Genomic DNA, 15,477 nt, shown 5'->3' with positions numbered 1-15,477 from the left:
CAGATCAACATGAAAAGAGTGCTTAGTTCAAGCGTGTCTTCACTTCGCCGACGGCACCCTTGAAGAGGTCGGCCTGGACCTTGCCGTCGGCCTTCTTCGCGAGGACCGTTTCGGCCGCGGCAATCGCCAGATCGACGGCGGCCGAACGGACAGCCTTCATCGCATCGACTTCCGCCTGCTTGATCTTCTGTTCCGAAAGGGCCGTGCGGTTGACGACGAACTCCTCCGTCTTCTTCTTCGCTTCGGCGGTCAGCATCTCGGCTTCGCGCTCGGCGGCGGCGACGATATGCGCAGCCTCCGCTTCGGCTTCCTTGCGCTTGCGCTGGTATTCGGCCAGCAGATGCTGGGCCTCCTCGCGCAGACGCTTGGCTTCGGCCAACTCGTTACGGATCTGATCGGCGCGGTCGTCGAGCGACTTTGCCATCATGCCCGGAACCTTCAGGTAGACGACGAGGGCCAGGAACAGGACGAGGCCGACAAAGGCGAAGAAAGTTGCATCAAAAGCAAATTCCATCGATCAAGCCTCCTTCTTGGCGGCTGCGACAGCAGCAGCAACATCGGTCTTGGCGGTTGTGCCGCCGATCAGCTGTTCGATAACGGCAGCGGCCGTATCCTCGGCAATTGCGCCGACGTCTGCAAAGGCCTTGGCCTTGATCTCGCCGATGCGGCCTTCGGCAGCCTTCAGCTTCTCGGAGAGGCTGGCTTCGACGGCGCGGCGATCGTCTTCGGCCTTGGCCTTGGCGGCGTCGCGAGCGGCCGAGCCGATCGAGTTCGCCTTGGCCCGGGCCGCAGCGAGTTCAGCTTCATAGGCTGCAACATCCGCATCGGCTTCCGCCTTCAGGCGGCTTGCCTCGTCGAGATCCTGCGAGATGCGCTTGTGGCGCTGCTCCAGGATACCGCCGATGCGCGGCGTGATGACCTTTTGCATGAGCAAGAAGAAAATGGCGAAGGTGATCGCCAACCAGAGAAGCTGGGACGCGTAAGTCGACGAATCGAAAGGCGGGAAAACGCCGCCGCCGCCATGCTCGCCACTGGGAACGCCGGTCTCGGTATGGACCGAGCCGGGCGCCGGAGCGGCATGCGGGTCCGTCGCGGGCGCTGCACCCGGTTCTGCCGTTCCCGCCGGAGCTTCTTGAGCATAGGCCGGGGTCACAAAAAACATGCTCACCTCCAGGTGTACTGCAAATACAAAGGATCACGGCTTGCTGGTCGCAGGCCGTGATCCCTCAATCCCGCCAATATTAGACGGCGAAGAGCAGAAGGAGAGCGACGAGCAGCGAGAAGATGCCCAGAGCTTCCGTAACGGCGAAGCCGAAAACCAGACGGCCGAACTGGCTGTCAGCAGCAGACGGGTTGCGCAGAGCGCCGGCGAGGTAGTTGCCGAAGATGTTGCCAAGGCCGAGAGCCGTACCGGCCATACCAAAGCAAGCCAGACCTGCACCGATGAACTTTGCTGCTTCCGCTTCCATGTTGAACTCCTTTGAAATGGTTGTTGCGGCGAATTGACTGACGCCCTTTGACGTCAATGTCGGTATCCTTAGTGGCCACCCGGGTGAATTGCGTCGTTGAGGTACATACAAGTCAACACCGCAAAAACGTAAGCCTGGAGGAAGGCGACGAGGAACTCGAGACCGGTCAGGGCGACCGTCATGATGAGGGGAAGGATGGCGCCGCCAACACCGAGTGCACCGAAGGCTCCAAGCGAGGCGACGAAGCCTGCGAACACTTTCAGCGTGATGTGACCGGCGAGCATGTTGGCGAAAAGACGAACAGAGAGTGAAATGGGGCGGGACAAGAAGGAGATGATTTCGATCGTCACCACCAACGGCAGAAGAATGCCCGGAACGCCCGAGGGCACGAAGACATTCAGGAAATGGAAGCCGTGCTTGTAGAAGCCGTAGACGAGAACCGTGCCGATGACGAGCAGCGCCAAGGCGAAGGTGACGATGATCTGGCTCGTCACCGTGAAGAAATACGGGAACATGCCAAGCAGGTTCGCCGTCAGCACGAACATGAAGAGCGAGAAGACCAGCGGGAAGAACTGCATCCCCTTGGTTCCTGCACCTTCCTTCAGCATTCCGGCGATGAACTCGTAGGACATTTCCGCGACCGACTGTGAGCGGCCGGGAACGATCGCACGGTTAGACGTCGAGAAATAAAGGAAGCCTGCGGCAACGGCAGCGGATGCCGCCATGAAGAGAGAAGCGTTGGTGAACGAGAAATCAATTCCGCCGATTTCGATCGGCACAATCTTCTGGATCAGGAACTGATGGGTCGGATCGTTAGCCACCGCTTGTTCTCTCTTCTTTGGCCCGCGATTGCGGGGTCATCACACTGGGCAAGGCGCCTGCCGCCCTGCCCTATTTCTTGCCGTTTTCGGCCTCTCCAGGCCCCGGTTTCGCAACCTTGCCTGCAGAACGAAGAACGTTCAAAACACCGGCACAGAATCCGAGAAGCAGAAGAACAATCATTCCCCAAGGCGCCGTGCCGACAAAACGGTCCAAAAGATAGCCAAGAAGGGCACCGACGACGATCGCGGAAATGAACTCGCTCGAAAGCTTCATCGCCTCAGCATAGCCTTTGCGGCTTACCTCGGCGCGGGCTTCGTTCGCCTCGTCCTCTCCCGCATCTATGCGCTTGGCTTTGAGCTTCGCTCCCAGCTGCGCACGGCGCTTTTCAAGACTTTCCTCGCGGTCATCCGTCATGGCTTCCTCCTCGTCTTCCGCTGTCCGCGATCCCCGCTACCCCGGTTTTCAGGACAACGGACACAAGGTGCGAAAACCTTTCGGCCCGTTCTGAAGTCGCGCGCAACATAGTTTTAGGGGAAACCATAGTCAAGGCGTAGGAAGCTTATGTCCAGCCATAAAATTATCGTTCGGAATCAATGATTTGATCCGAACTTTTGGCCACCTTGAAAATTCGAGCGAAAGAATCCGCTTTCGAAGCCGATGATCGGCGGTGAAATCCGCTGCCGGACCGACATTTCGTCAGCTCCACCCGCCGCCATAGGTGCGATAGAAGACGTGCAGGCCGATGCGGCCGACCTTTTCCATGGTCCTTGCCCATTTCGGCCGGACATAAACGGCATGGTAATGGGTGGCGGACCCGACCTGCGGAAGCCAGATCTTGCCGGCCGTGACTGCCATGGCGACGTCACGGGCAACGCGCCAGTGATTTTCGGAGTTCACGCGGTCGCGGATATTGTCGCAGGCAAAGGAAAACTGGCAGCGGTTCCGCCAGTCTTCGTTCTGGTAGACCACGCCGCAGATGGTTTTCGGATAGGCCGGGTTCCTGACGCGGTTGAGGATGACCTGCGCAACCGCCGCCTGCCCCTTTACCGGTTCGCCGCGAGCTTCGAAATAGATGCCGGACGCAAGGCACTGCTGCTCGCGCGCCGAAAACACGCTGGCGGGCAGGATGCTCGCCGCCCAGGCATGATCGCCGGCGCGTATCTGGGGAACGAAACGGCCGTCATTTGCCTGATCGGCAAGGATCGAATCGAAGGGCGATTGACGGGCGTAGTCCGGGGCTGCCGGCGCATAGGCGGTCGCCAACACGTCCGCCTTGTCGTTTGTAACAAGGCTTGCAAGCATCGCCGAAACACCAGGCGCCGGCATGACCGGCTGCTTCCTGTAGAAATTGGTGGCGATTTCGATTTCCTTGCCCACGATCTTCGGCTTCACGAAGGCGGACTTGTCCTTGAGATCGAAGCTCGGCTGGAACAGGAGCTGCGTGCGCTGGAGAATGGAGCCTGCGGAGAAATCCTTCGGCGGCTGCATCTTCTCGACGGCCACGATGCGGCCCTTCTTGGCCCCGCGGTTGACGCGCTCCTCATCGGGCGTCGCCTCGTGGCCCTTGCCCTTCGCGACGAAGGCGACCTTGCGGCCATCCGGAAGAACCATGCCCGCGCCGGCCGCTATCGTTCCCGTCACGATCGGATCTGCGAAAGCGAGTTCGGCCTGATGAATGGAGCCGGCGGGTGAATTGGTCATCACCATGCGCCAGTTGTCACGGCTTTGATCAAGCCCCGCGAGCATGGCGGCGAGATCGGCATGCGATGCGACGGTGGGGAATGCGAGCCACCCGCAAATGCCGAAGATGGCGGGTGAAATCCAGCTCTGAGGGAGGGAACGCAGCTTGCTGCGAACAACGCGATTTCGACGCAACGCCAGACTCCGGACACGGGACGCTTCAACAGTCAGACGAAAATCACCCATTAACCTTGATGCTTGGTTAATGCGGTGTCCCAGAATTCATCCGTGAGCGGTTTTTCGGCTTCTCCCCTGGCGGGGAGAAGAATGTTTGGAAGGAATGTCAGATGATGACGTGCGAGCCGAGTTCGACCACGCGATTCGCCGGAAGGCGGAAGTAGTCGGAGGGGTTCGCCGCTGCGTTGGCGAGCGCGATATAGAGCCGGTCTTGCCAATAGGGCATTCCGGACTTCGCATCCGGCACTAGCTTGCGCCGGCCGAGATAGAAGGAGGTCGTCATGATGTCGAACTTCAACCCGGTCTTTCTGAGTGCCGCGAGCGCTTGGGAGACGTTCTGCGTTTCCATGAAGCCGAAGAGCAGTTCGACACGCGAGAAGCGCTCGGAAACCTGATCGACCTTGTAGCGTTCAGAGTTCGCAACGCGCGGCTTGTTGACCGTGCGGATCGTCAGGATGACGTTGCGGTCATGCAGGACGTGGTTGTGCTTCAGATTGTGAAGCAGGGCGGCAGGCGCCGACTCCGGATCGCTGGTGAGGAAAATCGCAGTACCGGGGACATGGGCGGGCGAATGATCGCTCTTGCGTTCGATAGAGCTGACGAATGACGGCAGCGGGATGTCGGTGTGCCGGGTCTTTTCCATGAGCAGCGCCGTGCCGCGGCGCCAGGTCCACATGACAACGATGAAGGCGGTGGCGATCAGGATCGGGATATAGCCGCCGTCATGGATCTTGAGCAGATTGGCACCGAGGAAGATCAGCTCCAGCACAAGCAGCGGCACAAGAACGATGGCAGCCACCGGAATCGACCAGTTCCAGCGCGTCCGCACGAACTCGAAAGCCATGATCGTGGTGACGACCATCGCGCCAGTGACCGAGATACCATAGGCCGTTGCAAGAGCTTCTGACGTCTGGAACGTGATAACCAGGAACATGACGCCCAGAAAGAGCACGGTGTTGACGGTCGGCAAGAATATCTGCCCGGTATTGGTCTCCGAGGTGAAGAGGATCTCCATGCGCGGCAGGAATCCGAGGTTGATGCCTTGGCGCACAAGCGAGAAGGCGCCCGTGATTACCGCCTGGCTGGCGATGATCGTTGCGGCCGTCGCCAGAATGACAGCGAAAGGCAGCGCCCACTTCGGGAACATCAGATAGAAGGGGTCGGACATCGCCTCCGGATTGCCGAGGACGAGCGCGCCCTGGCCGAGATAGTTCAGCGCGAGCGCAGGAAAGACCAGTACGAACCAGGCCCACTGGATCGGGCGGCGGCCGAAATGGCCAAGGTCGGCATAGAGCGCTTCGGCGCCGGTAACCGTCAGGAAGACCGCGCCCAGAACGACGATGCCGTAGAATCCTTCGTCGAGCAGGAAGCTGACGGCATAATACGGATTGAAGGCTGCCAGGATGCCGTAGTCGTCGGAGATGTGCGAGACGCCGGCAATCGCTAGGACGATGAACCAGAGTGCGGTGATCGGTCCGAAAAAACGGCCCATGGCGCCGGTACCGTGCGATTGGAAAACGAAGAGCAAGACAAGAATGGCGGCCGAAATCGGCACTATGTAAGCCGACAGGCTCGGGGCCATCAGCTTGACGCCTTCAACGGCAGACAGAACCGACAGCGCCGGCGTGATCATCGCGTCGCCGAGGAACAGGGCCGCACCCGCCATGCCGAGCGTAAGCAGCAACGCGGTGTGCCCGTTCGCCGTCTTCATCAACAGAGCAAGCAGGGAGAGCGTACCGCCCTCGCCTTCGTTATCGGCGCGTAGCAGCAGCAGGACATATTTGAGGGTGACGATGATCGTCAGCGCCCAGAGCATCAGCGAGATAAGGCTGATGATCTCGAAACGGGTGAGACCATCATGCGCGACCGGTTTCAGCGCTTCGCGGAATGCGTAGAGCGGGCTGGTGCCGATATCTCCATAGACGACACCGACGGAGCCGAGCGCAAGATAGAAGAGTTTGCGCGGCGTCATGTGGCGATCGTGCGAATGGCTTTCGTTGGACATTAGTGACAACAGGCTCCTTAGAGCCAGCCTTTCCATCGGAAAAAGAGGAACGGAATGACCGCGGATAGCACCATCAGGCCCAGCGAAGAGGGGTAACCTGCGGCCCATTGCAGTTCCGGCATGAATTCGAAATTCATACCATAAATCGATGCGACAAGTGTGGGCGGCAAGAACACGACGGATGCGATCGAGAAGATCTTGATGATCGAGTTCTGCTCGATATTGATGAGGCCGAGCGAGGCGTCGAGCAGGAAGGTGATGTTTCCGGCAACGTAAGAGGCGTGCTCCGTCAGCGACTGGATATCGCGCGAGACAGTGCGCGATAGTTCCTTCGTCGCCTGATCCTTCTGAACCGCGGGGATCGTGTAGAAGAAGGTCATGAGGCGCGCGAGCGAGGCGAGGCTGTCTCGCACCTTGCTGACAAGGCGCTGGTGGCCGGCGATGTCGCGGAGCTTTACCTCGAGATAGTTCGAGGGTTTGCGAACCTTCTTGGCGCGGTCGCCGAAGACGTGCATCGAAAGGATGTCGATGCGGGCAACCGAGACCTCGAGGATTTCCGCGGTCCGGTCTGTGATCGTCTCAAGCAGCTTGGCAAGCAGGGCAGCGCCGCTTCGCCACTCCTCCGGCACCCGATGAAGGGCTGCAATAAACAGCGCAAAGGATTTCGGATGGGCGTAACGAATAGTGATCAGCCGATTTCCGATAAGGATAAAAGCGACATCCGTCAGCGTCGGCGCCTCGGTCTCGGCCTTCCAGACCAGCGAAGCCGTCATGAACGTAGCACCATTTTCAGTGTAGAGGCGTGCCGACGGTTCGATATCCTTCAGGTCGTCGCGGGTCGGAACCTCGATACCGACGATCTTTTCGACGTGGAGCTCCTCCTCCCGGGTCGGTTCTAGCAGATCGATCCACACCACATCGTCCGGAAACTCCGCGCCGTGCGACAGATCGCGGATTTCGACCGACTTGCAATTTGAACAATAAGCAGTGATCACCGGGCGTTGCTCCAGCCGCCGGCATGCCTTGCAATGCCTGCGCTTTTCATCGAAAGCCTTTCACTGGAACGGCCGCCGTCACGGCGCCGTACGGGCTAACAGTCTTCGATCTTGCCGGACGCGGAAAAACGTTCATACAACTCCAGCTGCATCCGGTCACAACCCGGCCGTGCATTCTGCTCAACCGCATCGCAGTCACCAATCCTTCGATCGACAAGATAACTCCGAACATGCAGGCTGGCCGAAACTTTTCAAGCAGGGCGGCCATCATCGAGCATCCGCAGAAACCGCCATCATGGCGACGGCGGGCCATATGACGGAAAGCTGTGAAATAATCAAGTCATCTTACGTGAACCGGGCAATTTCACCACATTTCCCCCATAATTTGGGTATGCGGCGGACTGAAACAGCTACTCGAAAACGATCGTTGGCGCCTGGCGCTGCGGCTGACCGCCGAGCTGTTCCCAGACCTTCAAAGCGATATTGCGATAAATGCCCGCCACAATGCCGTTCGGCTCGGAGGCGACGAGCGGCGTGCCTGCATCCGAGGTTTCGCGGATGTTGATCGTCAGCGGAACCTCGCCAAGGAAGGGCACGCCAATGCGCTCGGCTTCCTTGCGCGCACCGCCATGGCCGAAAATGTCGTAACGCGTACCGGTATCCGGCGCGATGAAATAGCTCATGTTCTCGATGATGCCGAGAACCGGGACTTCCACTTTGCGGAACATATTAAGCCCCTTGCGGGCATCGACAAGCGCCAGATCCTGCGGCGTGGAGACGATGACAGCGCCCGCAAGCGGCACCTGCTGGGCCATCGTCAGCTGCGCATCGCCGGTGCCGGGCGGCATATCGACGACCAGTACGTCCAGTTCGCCCCAGGCGACTTCACGCAGCATCTGCATGATTGCCGACTGCACCATCGGGCCGCGCCAGATCATCGCCGTCTCCTCATCGACGAGGAAACCCATCGACATGACCTTGAGGCCGTAATTTTCCATCGGATTGATGATGCGGCCGTCGATCTGCGTCGGGCGGCCGGAAATCTTCAGAAGACGCGGCATAGAGGGGCCGTAGATATCGGCGTCGAGAATGCCGACGCGAAGCCCGTTCGCTTGCAGGCCGAGCGCGAGATTGACGGCTGTCGTCGACTTGCCGACGCCGCCCTTGCCGGAGGCAACCGCTATGATCGCATTGATGCCGGGCACGCCGATCTTGCCGGCGCGCGGCGGCTGTTGCTGCGGGGCATGTGCATGGCCCTCATGGCCGTGGCTGGCATGAGCTGCTGCGGGACGCGCGGCGGGTGCGGATGCGGGGGCCGCCTTCTTGTCGGCGGTCAGTGCCACGAGCGCACCCTTCACGCCCGGCAGTTCCTTGATGACGCGCTCGGCGGCCAGACGCAGCGGCTCGAGCTCTTTGGCGCGCTCGGCCGGAACGGTGATCGAGAAATAGACCTTGCCGTCCGAAATGAAGACGTCCGATATCATGCCGAGCTCGACGATATTATGTTCGAGATCGGGACCACGCACGGTCTTCAGCGTTTCGAGAACCTGTTCCTTGGTGACGTCCGTCATTCCACCCTCACGCACAGTCTTTGAAAAGAGGTAGATAGTGGAGGGCTGTGGCTTCGCCAAACGAAATCGGCATCAAGGGCGACGGAAATCGCGCTCGATCAAGTTCGTGGCGAAATCCGTTGCGGCCATCTGGTCCGCCGGGCTTTCGCCCCGATGGCCGCAACGGTCTGCCCGATACCCGGCGCAACGCAGGCCGAAGTAGAACAATGTCCGGAAATGACCAGAGGGAAAATCACCCCAAAACACGGGGTGGAGCGACATCATGGGAGGGTCGTTACAAAAAGGCAACAACCGCCGCCGGCAACGGCTGCAGGAGACATGCATCAACGCTGCCGGACGGCGGGTTGCCGATGGCGCCGTTCTTTTTTGGCGCTCTTCCAAAGTCCCCTCTGGACCTCTGCAGACTAGGAAGCAAGGCTCGTGCCAGATGATGATAGGCAAGCGCTTCATATGCCGCTTGGCATGGCAGTTACCCGGCTGTATGGCGTGATCGATCAACACGGGCGACAGCGATGGAATTGCCAAGAATATTGCGCGAACAGGTAGAGGAGATGCTGGAGGGCCAGCCGCTCGACGGGCTGAAGCGCGCCGCAGCACGCCTTTCCAGCCGTTATCGCCAGGAACTGCGCGACGGCAGCTTCCACATCAGCGACGGTCTTGCAGCCAAGGCTTATCTCGCCGCACGGCTGCCCGCCACATATGCCGCGATCCGCGCCGCCTATGAAATGATTTCGGAAGTCCGGCCCGATTTCGCGCCTGAGCATTTCGTGGATGTCGGGGCTGGTCCAGGCTCGGCACTCTGGGCCGCCGCTGGCTGCTGGCCGGAGATCAAAAGCGCCGTGATGGTGGAGGCAAGCGACGCAATCCGCGACGTCGGAAGAAAACTCTCGGAGAGGCTCGACCTCCAGACAGATTGGCTGGATGGCAATCTTATCAAGGCGTTGCCGAAAATCGCGCCCGCCGATCTTGTCACCATCGCCTATGTGCTCGATGAGATAGAGCCGCATCAGATCGCCGCGTCGATCGACAAGCTCTGGGCGCTGACGCTAGACACGCTCGTCATCATCGAACCCGGAACACCGGCCGGCTGGGACCGTATTCTCACGGCGCGTGATCTGCTGCTCTCAAAAGGGGCGCACCTGGTAGCACCCTGCCCGCATGCAACGGACTGTCCTCTCACGCGGCCGGATTGGTGTCATTTTTCACGCCGCGTCGCCCGTTCGAAAATGCACCGGCTGGTCAAGGATGCGGACGTGCCGTGGGAGGACGAAAAATATATCTTCATCGCCGCAAGCCGTTTGGCAGACGAGGCTCCCCAGGCCCGCATCATCGCGCCGCCTCAGGGCCCGGGCGGGGTGATCAGACTGAAGCTCTGTCAAAGCGACGGAACGGCCGGCGAGCGCACCTTCTCCAAACGCGATGGCGCCACCTTCAAATGGGCGCGACGGGCGAATTGGGGCGACGCGCTGGAAAGCGACCGAGAATAGCAACGAATGAAGGAAGCAACCCTGCTCATCTTTTGAGCCAAACTGCCAATATTTTCAGCAGGGTCACTTGATGATGCCGATGCGCAGCGCCTTGGCGACGGCCTGCGTCCGGTTGACCGTGTCGAGCTTCTTCGTTGCGCGATTCAGGTAGTGATTGACGGTATGCTCCGAGAGATTGAGGATATCGGCGATTTCGGCACTGGTCTTTCCTGCCGCCGTCCAGTTCAGGCAATCGATTTCGCGATCCGTCAGCGCATCCGTCATGCGTGTATCGAGGCTGCGGATTTCGGCGAGCCTGTCGAAGACATGGATAGAGATATAGAAAAGGTCCCGCATCTCCTCGGGCGCGAAGGGTTCGCGATCGCCCGCGAACGAGACCGCACCCCGCATGCCTGATGGCTCGTGTGTCGGGAAAAACGCGCAACGCATCATCTTGAAGCGCTCGAAAAGCGTCACGGCCGTTGAAGTCTTGCCGTCGTCCCGCCGATGGCCCTTGGTGACGTCGACGAAAAAGGGAACCGACGACGTGCGCAGACGGCGTATGACAGGGCTGTTCGCCAGCAGGTTTTCCTGATCGTAAAGCGACAGGAGCTCGGCCGGCCAACTGGTGATCACCGTCGCACTTTGGAGTTCGAATGACGTGACCGGTGGCAAGTTGAGGACCATGAACGCCCTGCTCCGGCAAGCTTCCGTCACGCGCTTCATGAAGCGGAAGATGTCGAACTGGGTCTTCAGACCCGCAATTTCCTGAATATATCCATCTGCATCGAAAGATGCCCGTGACAGTGCTGTCATCTACTTTTCGTCTTCTCAAGAGCGGCGGCGCCGTTTCAGATCAATTTGTGCCCGCAAGCCAAACGCGCCCGCATGAAATAAAAAACAACCTGGCCGAAATACAATGGCCGAAGAGACTATACGATTTAACAAACTACCGCAGTTGGCGTGATTCGCAGCCAAATCTCAATATCGCACGCATCATAAGCGTGCTCTGTGAAAGCGTCCACCCGAATGCATCGTCACGTAGGCTGCTATCGGCGCGGGCCGAGACGGACGCGCATCGCATCCGCGATGCATGCCGCAGCCTGCTTTATGGGGATCGCCCATTCCTCGAGACGCTCGATCGTCAGCCTGTAGGCCGGACCGGTGATCGAAACGCCGCCGGTAAAGCTTCCATCCTCCATCCCGATTGGCGCCGCGATGCAGCGGATACCTGGCTCGTGCTCCTCGCGGTCGAAGGCGAAGCCGGTTTTGCGGATTATCGTCACTTCGGCCAGCAATGCCTCGGCCGAAACTAGGGTCTGCGGCGTGAAGCTATCGAAGGAGAGCCGTCGCACCAGCGCTTCCAGCGCATCGTCCGGCAAAACCGAAAGAGCAGCCTTGCCGACGCCGGTGCAATAGACGGGCGAGGCGTTGCCGATCTGCGAATACATGCGGACAGACTGCTGACCTTCGATCTTGTCGAGGTAGATGATAGAGGCTCCGCGCAGAACGCCAAGATGGACGGTCTCGCCGCTCATCTGCTGCAGATGCCTGAGATGCGGTTCGGTAATCAGCCGGAATTCGTTCTTCGCCCAGCTTCGCGATGCGAGATCGAGAAGCCGCAAGCCCGGCGCATAGCGTCCGTCGGCGTCGAATTCCAGGAGCCCTTCTTCGACGAGATGGCCGAGTTGGCGGTGCAACGTGCCGCGCGGCTGGCCGGCGAGAGCAAGAATATCGGTAAAGCGCAGGGGACGTTCGGCATGCGTCACGAGGTCGAGTAGCGCTATCGCCTTGCCCAAGGTCCCCGTTTCATTTTCTCTCGATATATCTTTTCGTAGAGCCATTGATTGCCTACCGTCGGCCTTGACACAGCTGGCAGCGTAATCGGATAATTCCACATAGTCAAATTGAGTTCCAAATAACGGAACATTGGAGAGTACCGTGAGCGGTGTAGTCGCGCAGTTTCCGGAATTCACGGATCGTAGCGTGCTCGTAACGGGCGGCGGCGCCGGCATCGGTGCGGCGATCGTCGAGGGCTTCGCCCGGCAGGGTGCGAAGGTTTCCTTCATCGACATCGCCGAAACGGAAAGCCGGGAACTCGCGATGCGGCTCTCCCGCGATTGCGAGCATCCTGTGCATTTCTTCAAGGCCGACCTTCGCGATATCGGCGCGATCCGGCAGACCGTTGATGCCGTGGTCGCACAATCGGGACCGATCACTGTGCTCGTCAACAATGCGGCCTGGGACGACCGGCATGATTTCGACGCAGTCACCGAAGAATACTGGGACAACAACCAAGCGACGAACCTCCGCCATGTCTTCTTCACCGCCCAAGCTGTCGCGCCTTCCATGCGGGCGGCAGGCGGCGGCGCGATCATCAACATGTCATCGATCGCATTTCTCCTGAACATGCCGGATTTTCCGGCCTATTCCACTGCCAAGGCCGGCGTGATCGGTCTCACCAAGAGCCTGGCGGGCAAACTTGGTCCGGACAATATCCGCGTCAACTGCATCCTGCCAGGCATGATCGTGACCGAACGGCAGATGAAGCTCTGGCTGACCGAAGAGGGCATTGCGCAGACCATCAAGCGGCAATGCCTCAAGAAGGTCCTGCATGCCGATGCGATCGTCGGTCCGTGTCTGTTTCTTGCATCCGACTGCGCGACCGCGGTGACGGCGCAGTCCTTGATTGTCGATGGAGGCATTTTCTGATGGCAAATCCCGCTTATGTCGCGGTGGATTGGGGTACGAGCAGTTTCAGGCTCTGGCTGATCGGTAAGGACGGCAGCGTTCTTGGCGAGCGCCGCAGCGGCGACGGCATGACAACGGCGGCCAAGTCCGGCTTTGCCGATGTGCTGGCGTCGCATCTCGCCGCACTCTCGGTGCCCGAAAACGTGCCCGTCATCGCCTGCGGCATGGTCGGCGCCAAGCAGGGCTGGATCGAGGCGGGCTATATCGACGTGCCCGCCTCGATTTCTTCGATCCTCGCCGGCGCCGTTTCCGTTCCGGGCCAAAGCCGGGATGTCCGTATCCTCCCCGGCCTTGCCCAGCGCGACAAGGCATCGCCCGACGTCATGCGCGGAGAGGAAACGCAATTGCTCGGCGCACTTGGCCCCGACAGCAAGGGATTGCAGGCCGTCTGCATGCCAGGCACGCACTCGAAATGGGTTCATGTCCAGGATGGCGAAGTGATCGGGTTTTCGACCTTCATGACCGGCGAACTCTTCGACGCGATCAGCAAGCATACGATCCTGTCGCATGCCGTTGCGGGCGCCGACGAGGCTCAGGCGGGCAATTCCGCCTTCAAGGCAGCGGTTTCGGCCGCTTTTAGGCAGCCTGCCATTGCGTCCAACCTTCTCTTTACCGCACGCTCGGGCCAGCTTCTTCACGGACTGACAGCGGCCGGTGCGCAGGCAAGGATTTCCGGCACACTGATCGGTCTCGAAATCGCCGGCGCGCTTTCCGATGCTCCGAACGACACGCCTGTCACGCTCGTCGCTTCGGGCCACCTCCAGGGCCTTTATGAAACGGCCTTCAAGTTCCTATCTGTAAAATACACCGCCATCGATGCCGACACGGCCGTGCGCCGCGGGCTTTCGGCCGCTGCCGAAGCCATCTGGCCGAATTGAGGAATTTCTCATGATCAACCGCATCCCTTTCCCTTCCATGAAGCGTCCGCTCATCGCCATTCTGCGCGGCATCAAGCCGGAGGAAACCGAAAGCGTCGTCAGCGCGCTGATCGACAACGGCCTCACTGCGATCGAAATCCCGCTGAATTCGCCCGAGGCCTTCAAGTCGATCGAAATTGCCGCGAAAATGGCACCGCCGGGATGCCTGATCGGCGCGGGCACCGTGCTGACGGTCGATGCCGTCGACAGCCTTCACAACGCCGGCGGCAAATTGCTCGTCACGCCGAATGTCGAGCCTGACGTCATCATCCGCGCGCGCAGCTACGAGATGGTCTCGATGCCGGGCGTCTTCACGCCGACCGAGGCCCTCGCCGCCGCCCGCGCAGGCGCTACGGGCCTGAAGTTCTTCCCCGCCAGCGTGCTTGGACCTTCGGGCATAACGGCCATTCGCGCCATTCTGCCGCCCGATCTCGTGATTGCGGCGGTCGGCGGAGTCTCCGACAAGAATTTCGCGGACTACACGAAAGCGGGCATTCTGGCCTTCGGCCTCGGCACCAGCATTTACATGCCCGGAATGACGGCCGCGGAGGTTGCCGAGCGCGCCAAGGCTACCATTTACGCCTATGACGCAGCCGTAGGAGCGTAGGCATATGACTGAGATTTACGAGTTCGAGGGCAAAACGCTTTGCAATACCAGTTCGGTACTTGGCGAAGGCCCGACCTACGATCCGGACACCGACACCGTCTGGTGGTTCAACATCCTCGGCAAGGAACTGCACGAATTGAACCTCGGCACTGAAGAAAAGAAGATGCATCCGCTTCCGATGATGGCGAGCGTGCTTGCGCGCATCGACGACAAGCGCCAGTTGCTCGCAACCGAAGAAGGGCTTTTCGTCCGCGATATTGGCAACGGCAATCTGACCTTCTATGCCGCGCTTGAAAACGACAACCCGGAAAACCGCTCGAATGACGGCCGAACGCACCCATCCGGCGCACTCTGGATCAGTACGATGAGCAAGCGGGCGGAGAGCCAGGCAGGCGCGATCTATCACGTTGCAGGCGGCAAGGTGACGAAGATCTTCAGCGGCATCAGCATTCCTAATTCAATCTGCTTCTCGCCCGACGGCACAATCGGCTATTACACGGATACGCGCATCAGCCGCCTCATGCGCGTGATGGTCGATCCGCAGACAGGGCTTCCGGCGGGCGAGCCGATCGTGATGGTCGACAGCATGGATGATCCCGGCGGCCTCGATGGTTCCGTCTGCGACGCGGACGGCTATATCTGGAATGCACGCTGGGGTGCAGGCGTCGTCGACCGGTACAGCCCGGACGGCCTGCGTATCGCCCGCTACAAGGTTCCTGCCGCACAGCCCTCCTGTCCGGCCTTCATCGGCGTCAATGCGGACCGGCTGGCAGTGACGACCGCCTGGGAAGGGCTCGACGACACCGCGCGCTCATCGCAGCCGCAGGCCGGTGCGCTGCTGGAGCTTGGCGTGACGGTTAAGGGCGTTTTCGACCCGGTCTACGTGCTCTGAAAAGCAAATCTTCAACGAATACGGCGCGTTTCCGGCGGAAGCGCGCCGTATTCGTTGCAGCCGCC

General features: G+C 60.1%; 16 protein-coding genes. 5 read left to right on the top strand and 11 right to left on the bottom strand.

The window, feature by feature from the left end; genetic code table 11:
- Positions 1–22 precede the first annotated feature (22 nt).
- From N2599_RS02275 to apbC, 9 genes are all read right to left on the bottom strand, one after another.
- Positions 23–514, bottom strand: a complete 492-nt coding sequence (locus N2599_RS02275; RefSeq protein ID WP_027507789.1) for a F0F1 ATP synthase subunit B — start codon at positions 512–514, stop codon at positions 23–25.
- 3 nt (positions 515–517) lie between these two features.
- Positions 518–1,162: a F0F1 ATP synthase subunit B gene (locus tag N2599_RS02270; RefSeq protein ID WP_027507790.1), complete on the bottom strand. Its 645-nt coding sequence runs from the start codon at positions 1,160–1,162 to the stop codon at positions 518–520.
- Positions 1,163–1,241: 79 nt separating this feature from the next.
- Positions 1,242–1,469 carry a F0F1 ATP synthase subunit C gene (locus N2599_RS02265; RefSeq protein WP_027507791.1) on the bottom strand — a complete coding sequence of 76 codons (228 nt, stop codon included), beginning with the start codon at positions 1,467–1,469 and terminating at the stop codon, positions 1,242–1,244.
- Positions 1,470–1,537: 68 nt separating this feature from the next.
- Positions 1,538–2,290, bottom strand: a complete 753-nt coding sequence (locus N2599_RS02260; RefSeq protein ID WP_027507792.1) for a F0F1 ATP synthase subunit A — start codon at positions 2,288–2,290, stop codon at positions 1,538–1,540.
- Between the two features lie 70 nt (positions 2,291–2,360).
- Complete coding sequence (locus tag N2599_RS02255) at positions 2,361–2,705, bottom strand: AtpZ/AtpI family protein (RefSeq protein ID WP_027507793.1); 345 nt, start codon at positions 2,703–2,705, stop codon at positions 2,361–2,363.
- A 282-nt stretch (positions 2,706–2,987) separates the two neighbouring features.
- A complete protein-coding gene (locus N2599_RS02250; protein WP_027507794.1) occupies positions 2,988–4,166 on the bottom strand; it encodes a cell wall hydrolase in 1,179 nt (392 codons plus the stop codon).
- A gap of 148 nt (positions 4,167–4,314) precedes the next feature.
- Complete coding sequence (locus N2599_RS02245; RefSeq protein WP_027507795.1) at positions 4,315–6,213, bottom strand: potassium transporter Kup; 1,899 nt, start codon at positions 6,211–6,213, stop codon at positions 4,315–4,317.
- Positions 6,214–6,230: 17 nt separating this feature from the next.
- Positions 6,231–7,208 carry a magnesium transporter CorA family protein gene (locus N2599_RS02240; protein ID WP_027507796.1) on the bottom strand — a complete coding sequence of 326 codons (978 nt, stop codon included), beginning with the start codon at positions 7,206–7,208 and terminating at the stop codon, positions 6,231–6,233.
- 410 nt (positions 7,209–7,618) lie between these two features.
- A complete protein-coding gene (apbC, locus tag N2599_RS02235) occupies positions 7,619–8,779 on the bottom strand; it encodes an iron-sulfur cluster carrier protein ApbC (RefSeq protein WP_027507797.1) in 1,161 nt (386 codons plus the stop codon).
- 512 nt (positions 8,780–9,291) lie between these two features.
- On the opposite strand from apbC, the gene N2599_RS02230 reads away from it, so the two are divergent.
- Positions 9,292–10,266 carry a small ribosomal subunit Rsm22 family protein gene (locus N2599_RS02230; RefSeq protein WP_027507798.1) on the top strand — a complete coding sequence of 325 codons (975 nt, stop codon included), beginning with the start codon at positions 9,292–9,294 and terminating at the stop codon, positions 10,264–10,266.
- A gap of 63 nt (positions 10,267–10,329) precedes the next feature.
- Here N2599_RS02230 and N2599_RS02225 read toward each other — a convergent pair whose 3' ends face one another.
- A complete protein-coding gene (locus N2599_RS02225; protein ID WP_027507799.1) occupies positions 10,330–11,061 on the bottom strand; it encodes a helix-turn-helix transcriptional regulator in 732 nt (243 codons plus the stop codon).
- A gap of 233 nt (positions 11,062–11,294) precedes the next feature.
- Positions 11,295–12,089 (bottom strand): IclR family transcriptional regulator, encoded by a 795-nt coding sequence (locus N2599_RS02220; RefSeq protein ID WP_027507800.1) that lies wholly within the window; start codon positions 12,087–12,089, stop codon positions 11,295–11,297.
- Between the two features lie 97 nt (positions 12,090–12,186).
- On the opposite strand from N2599_RS02220, the gene N2599_RS02215 reads away from it, so the two are divergent.
- From N2599_RS02215 to N2599_RS02200, 4 genes are read left to right on the top strand one after another with little or no spacing between them, the layout of a single operon-like run.
- On the top strand, positions 12,187–12,957 hold the full coding sequence (locus N2599_RS02215) for an SDR family NAD(P)-dependent oxidoreductase (protein ID WP_027507801.1): 771 nt from the start codon (positions 12,187–12,189) through the stop codon (positions 12,955–12,957).
- The gene (locus tag N2599_RS02210) at positions 12,957–13,874 is read left to right on the top strand and encodes a 2-dehydro-3-deoxygalactonokinase (RefSeq protein WP_027507802.1); all 918 of its coding nucleotides are present in this window, start codon (positions 12,957–12,959) and stop codon (positions 13,872–13,874) included. The genes N2599_RS02215 and N2599_RS02210 overlap by 1 nt, the downstream gene beginning before the upstream one ends.
- 13 nt (positions 13,875–13,887) lie before the next feature.
- Positions 13,888–14,520 (top strand): 2-dehydro-3-deoxy-6-phosphogalactonate aldolase, encoded by a 633-nt coding sequence (locus N2599_RS02205; RefSeq protein WP_027507803.1) that lies wholly within the window; start codon positions 13,888–13,890, stop codon positions 14,518–14,520.
- Between the two features lie 4 nt (positions 14,521–14,524).
- Positions 14,525–15,412 carry an SMP-30/gluconolactonase/LRE family protein gene (locus N2599_RS02200; RefSeq protein ID WP_027507804.1) on the top strand — a complete coding sequence of 296 codons (888 nt, stop codon included), beginning with the start codon at positions 14,525–14,527 and terminating at the stop codon, positions 15,410–15,412.
- Positions 15,413–15,477: the final 65 nt, after the last annotated feature.

It is taken from the genome of Rhizobium sullae, from assembly GCF_025200715.1.
GTDB classification, from domain to species: domain Bacteria; phylum Pseudomonadota; class Alphaproteobacteria; order Rhizobiales; family Rhizobiaceae; genus Rhizobium; species Rhizobium sullae.
Note: the sequence above shows the minus strand (reverse complement) of the source record. Positions and strands in the feature narration are given on the sequence as shown.

What these genes read in the sequence shown, in the direction of transcription:
- N2599_RS02275 (WP_027507789.1), bottom strand. Translation starts at nt 514, where the DNA reads ATGGAATTTGCTTTTGATGCAACTTTCTTCGCCTTTGTCGGCCTCGTC.
- N2599_RS02270 (WP_027507790.1), bottom strand. Translation starts at nt 1,162, where the DNA reads ATGTTTTTTGTGACCCCGGCCTATGCTCAAGAAGCTCCGGCGGGAACG.
- N2599_RS02265 (WP_027507791.1), bottom strand. Translation starts at nt 1,469, where the DNA reads ATGGAAGCGGAAGCAGCAAAGTTCATCGGTGCAGGTCTGGCTTGCTTT.
- N2599_RS02255 (WP_027507793.1), bottom strand. Translation starts at nt 2,705, where the DNA reads ATGACGGATGACCGCGAGGAAAGTCTTGAAAAGCGCCGTGCGCAGCTG.
- N2599_RS02245 (WP_027507795.1), bottom strand. Translation starts at nt 6,213, where the DNA reads ATGTCCAACGAAAGCCATTCGCACGATCGCCACATGACGCCGCGCAAA.
- apbC (WP_027507797.1), bottom strand. Translation starts at nt 8,779, where the DNA reads ATGACGGACGTCACCAAGGAACAGGTTCTCGAAACGCTGAAGACCGTG.
- N2599_RS02230 (WP_027507798.1), top strand. Translation starts at nt 9,292, where the DNA reads ATGGAATTGCCAAGAATATTGCGCGAACAGGTAGAGGAGATGCTGGAG.
- N2599_RS02225 (WP_027507799.1), bottom strand. Translation starts at nt 11,061, where the DNA reads ATGACAGCACTGTCACGGGCATCTTTCGATGCAGATGGATATATTCAG.
- N2599_RS02220 (WP_027507800.1), bottom strand. Translation starts at nt 12,089, where the DNA reads ATGGCTCTACGAAAAGATATATCGAGAGAAAATGAAACGGGGACCTTG.
- N2599_RS02210 (WP_027507802.1), top strand. Translation starts at nt 12,957, where the DNA reads ATGGCAAATCCCGCTTATGTCGCGGTGGATTGGGGTACGAGCAGTTTC.
- N2599_RS02200 (WP_027507804.1), top strand. Translation starts at nt 14,525, where the DNA reads ATGACTGAGATTTACGAGTTCGAGGGCAAAACGCTTTGCAATACCAGT.